At 32.7% G+C, this 2875-nt stretch carries 6 protein-coding genes; all 6 read left to right on the top strand.

Annotated elements, in window-relative coordinates; all coding sequences use genetic code 11:
• Nucleotides 1-290 precede the first annotated feature (290 nt).
• The 6 genes from ACIQ2S_RS12625 to ACIQ2S_RS12600 are packed head-to-tail and all read left to right on the top strand — an operon-like array spanning nucleotide 291 to nucleotide 2703.
• Nucleotides 291-734 (top strand): hypothetical protein, encoded by a 444-nt coding sequence (locus ACIQ2S_RS12625; protein WP_396176542.1) that lies wholly within the window; start codon nucleotides 291-293, stop codon nucleotides 732-734.
• Between the two features lie 18 nt (nucleotides 735-752).
• The gene (locus ACIQ2S_RS12620; RefSeq protein ID WP_396176540.1) at nucleotides 753-1196 is read left to right on the top strand and encodes a hypothetical protein; all 444 of its coding nucleotides are present in this window, start codon (nucleotides 753-755) and stop codon (nucleotides 1194-1196) included.
• 29 nt (nucleotides 1197-1225) lie between these two features.
• Nucleotides 1226-1870: a porin family protein gene (locus ACIQ2S_RS12615; protein WP_396176538.1), complete on the top strand. Its 645-nt coding sequence runs from the start codon at nucleotides 1226-1228 to the stop codon at nucleotides 1868-1870.
• 27 nt (nucleotides 1871-1897) lie between these two features.
• Nucleotides 1898-2059 (top strand): lmo0937 family membrane protein, encoded by a 162-nt coding sequence (locus ACIQ2S_RS12610; RefSeq protein WP_396176536.1) that lies wholly within the window; start codon nucleotides 1898-1900, stop codon nucleotides 2057-2059.
• Between the two features lie 31 nt (nucleotides 2060-2090).
• On the top strand, nucleotides 2091-2327 hold the full coding sequence (locus tag ACIQ2S_RS12605) for a YtxH domain-containing protein (RefSeq protein WP_396176534.1): 237 nt from the start codon (nucleotides 2091-2093) through the stop codon (nucleotides 2325-2327).
• 34 nt (nucleotides 2328-2361) lie between these two features.
• Nucleotides 2362-2703 carry a hypothetical protein gene (locus ACIQ2S_RS12600; protein WP_396176532.1) on the top strand — a complete coding sequence of 114 codons (342 nt, stop codon included), beginning with the start codon at nucleotides 2362-2364 and terminating at the stop codon, nucleotides 2701-2703.
• The last annotated feature ends 172 nt before the right edge of the window (nucleotides 2704-2875 follow it).

Genomic DNA, 2875 nt, shown 5'->3' with positions numbered 1-2875 from the left:
AGGAGTGTATTGACAAATATAACAATTTAGACTTTTTGAATGAGATTCTTGTTAAAACTTATCAAAAAATTAACGCGAAAAAAACATAATAAACCCAACCACTAGCACTTATAAGATTTGACTAAAACTATCAATTTTTTATTTGCTTTTTTTTGCTTTTTTGCAGATGTGTGAATGTTGTAATCAATTATACAAATTGTGTAAGGCAAAAGGCTGAATATAGTTAAACCTTTGTACTGTAATATTCTATTACTCTGAATCGCCAGTTGCGAGCACTAAAAAAGAATACAATGAAAACAATTTTAATAAAATCGGCTTTGACAAAAATGGCACTGGGTGTACTGTTTTTAGGCTTGCTTTTACCCATGCAATCATGCTCTAAAAAAGTACAATTTGAAAATTCACCGGTCGTTCCTGCTGCTAGAGGCGATGTAAAAATCTCAAAAAACAGTAACAAAAATTATGGAATAAAAATCAAATTTGACAATTTGGCCGAAGTGGACCGTTTAGACCCGCCAAAGAAAACTTATGTAATTTGGATGGTTACCGACCAACAATCTACTAAAAATATCGGACAAGTTAAAAGTGGAAGTTCGATGATGTCATCAAAATTAAAAGCTGATTTTGAAACAGCCACACCTTTTAAACCTGTTAAAATATTTGTAACAGCGGAAGACGATGGAAATGTTGAATATCCCGGAATGTACACAATATTATCAACAAGCAATTTTTAATAATTAAACACCAATACTATGAAAAATTTAAAAATGACCACACTTTTTGCAGCTCTCTTTCTTTCAACAGGCACTTTTGTTGGTTGTCAAGACAACAAAACAAATTCAGAAACAGCGGAAGAAAATCTATTGGAAGCCCAAGAAGATTTAAATGACGTAAAAGTGGAATTGCAAGAGGATGCTCAAAAATTGGCTTCAGATTCAGAATATGACCTTTATAAAGCGGAAACTGAAGTGAAAATTCAGGCAAATAAAGTAAGAATTGCAGAATTACGAGTGAATAAGAATACAGCCGATTTAGAACGAATCAACACATTGGAAGCCAGAAATAGCGAATTGGATGAACGATTAAAATCCTATGAAAGTTATAAAACTGATTGGACAAAATTTAAAGAAGAATTTAATAGAGACATGAATGAGTTAGGTACTTCCTTTAAAAACTTTACTGAAAACAAAAAATAATTAAACGATGTGTGAACATCAAAAACAAAATGAAAAATTTAAAAAAAGTATTATTACTAGGTTTACTCGGAATTTTTAGTGTTGGAATGAATGCTCAAAATTATGACAAAGCACCAAAAATAGGTATAAAAGGCGGATTGAGTCTTTCAAACTTATACGTTGATACGATCGACGACGATCAAATGCTAACCGGATTTAACATTGGTCTGTTTGCAAAATTCCCATTGTCAGAATCATTTGCAGTTCAAACGGAAGCATATTATACTAATAAAGGTGCAGAACTAACCTACAATGAGACTTTTGCAACAGGCACAACAAAATTCAAATTAGATTACATTGAAGTACCCTTATTAATAGTTTACAATATTACAAATAACTTCAATATTCAAGTGGGTGGTTATGTTGCTTACATGATTAGCGGAAAAGTAACAAACGAATCTAATTCGGGAATATTTGACTTTGAAGGCAATTTAAACACCGACGATTTTAATCGTTTGGATGCTGGCTTAGCAGCAGGTATTGGATATGATTTTGATCCAATTTCAGTGGGTGCAAGATACTACTTCGGGTTGACAAACGTAGGTAAAGAACAAAACTATTCAGGCTTCAACTTAACATTCCCGGATGCTAAAAACAGTGTATTACAAGTGTACGCCAGTTTTGCATTCAATTAACTAGTAACCAATTTAAAAATAAAAACCATGAGCAATCTACTTTATTACGTAGCGGTGATTTTAATCATCATGTGGGCAATCGGATTCTTTGCCTACCAATCAACAGGAATTATTCACATACTTTTAGTTATTGCAATAATTGCAATAATCTTGAGAGTGATTAGAGGAGGAAGCAGTTCAAGACTGTAAACAAAAAATTATAATTTAAAAAGCAAATATCATGAAAAACAATCAAGTAATTTTAGGTGTATTAGGTGGTTTAGCTGCCGGAGCACTATTAGGAATTCTATTCGCTCCTGAAAAAGGTAGCAAAACCAGAAAAATGTTAGCAGACAAAGGTGAAGGATATGCCGACGACTTAAAAAGCAAGTTTTACAACATGTATGACACAGTTGCCAATAAGTACAATGGTGCCATAAAAGAGGCCAAAGATTTTGCTGACAAAGTAGAATTGTAGGAGAAATAAGTTAACAGAAACTCCAATACTAAAAATGAATACAACAGAAAAAACCATCGAAACACTTTTTAATAGAGTAGAAGATTATAGCAAAACTTCAGTGGAATTGCTAAAACTCAATGCAATTGACAAAACTGCCGACTTGGTTTCTACACTACTCACACAAATGATTCTGTTTTCTGTAAGTATAATATTCATTTTGCTAAGTAGTATTGGAGTTGCTTTTTGGTTAGCCGTTTACTTTGATTGCACAGCAATTGGATTTTTCATTGTTGGGGGATTTTATTTAGGTATAACTTTACTGTTTTTTACTGTCCGAAAAGGAATTAAAGCACCTATTCGTCAGCTTATTATTTCCAATCTTAGCCAACAATAAATAGTTCAGTCATGCAAGAACAAAAAAAAATCGATCCTATCAAAGTTCAGATTCAATTACTTGAAGCTCAACAAGCACGTCAATTAGTTGAATTGAAAGTACAAATGGAGCTTACTTTTGAACAATTGAAACCACTCAACCTCATCAAAAATACTCTCAGCGAAATGACCCG

The sequence above is a fragment of the Flavobacterium sp. genome (assembly GCF_044371705.1).
GTDB lineage: Bacteria > Bacteroidota > Bacteroidia > Flavobacteriales > Flavobacteriaceae > Flavobacterium.
The sequence above is the reverse complement of the archived record's forward strand: the minus strand, read 5'-3'. Positions and strand labels throughout refer to the sequence as shown.

Bases quoted from the DNA above. Each gene is read 5' to 3' on its own strand.
- ACIQ2S_RS12625 (WP_396176542.1), top strand. From the start codon at position 291: ATGAAAACAATTTTAATAAAATCGGCTTTGACAAAAATGGCACTGGGT.
- ACIQ2S_RS12620 (WP_396176540.1), top strand. From the start codon at position 753: ATGAAAAATTTAAAAATGACCACACTTTTTGCAGCTCTCTTTCTTTCA.
- ACIQ2S_RS12615 (WP_396176538.1), top strand. From the start codon at position 1,226: ATGAAAAATTTAAAAAAAGTATTATTACTAGGTTTACTCGGAATTTTT.
- ACIQ2S_RS12610 (WP_396176536.1), top strand. From the start codon at position 1,898: ATGAGCAATCTACTTTATTACGTAGCGGTGATTTTAATCATCATGTGG.
- ACIQ2S_RS12605 (WP_396176534.1), top strand. From the start codon at position 2,091: ATGAAAAACAATCAAGTAATTTTAGGTGTATTAGGTGGTTTAGCTGCC.
- ACIQ2S_RS12600 (WP_396176532.1), top strand. From the start codon at position 2,362: ATGAATACAACAGAAAAAACCATCGAAACACTTTTTAATAGAGTAGAA.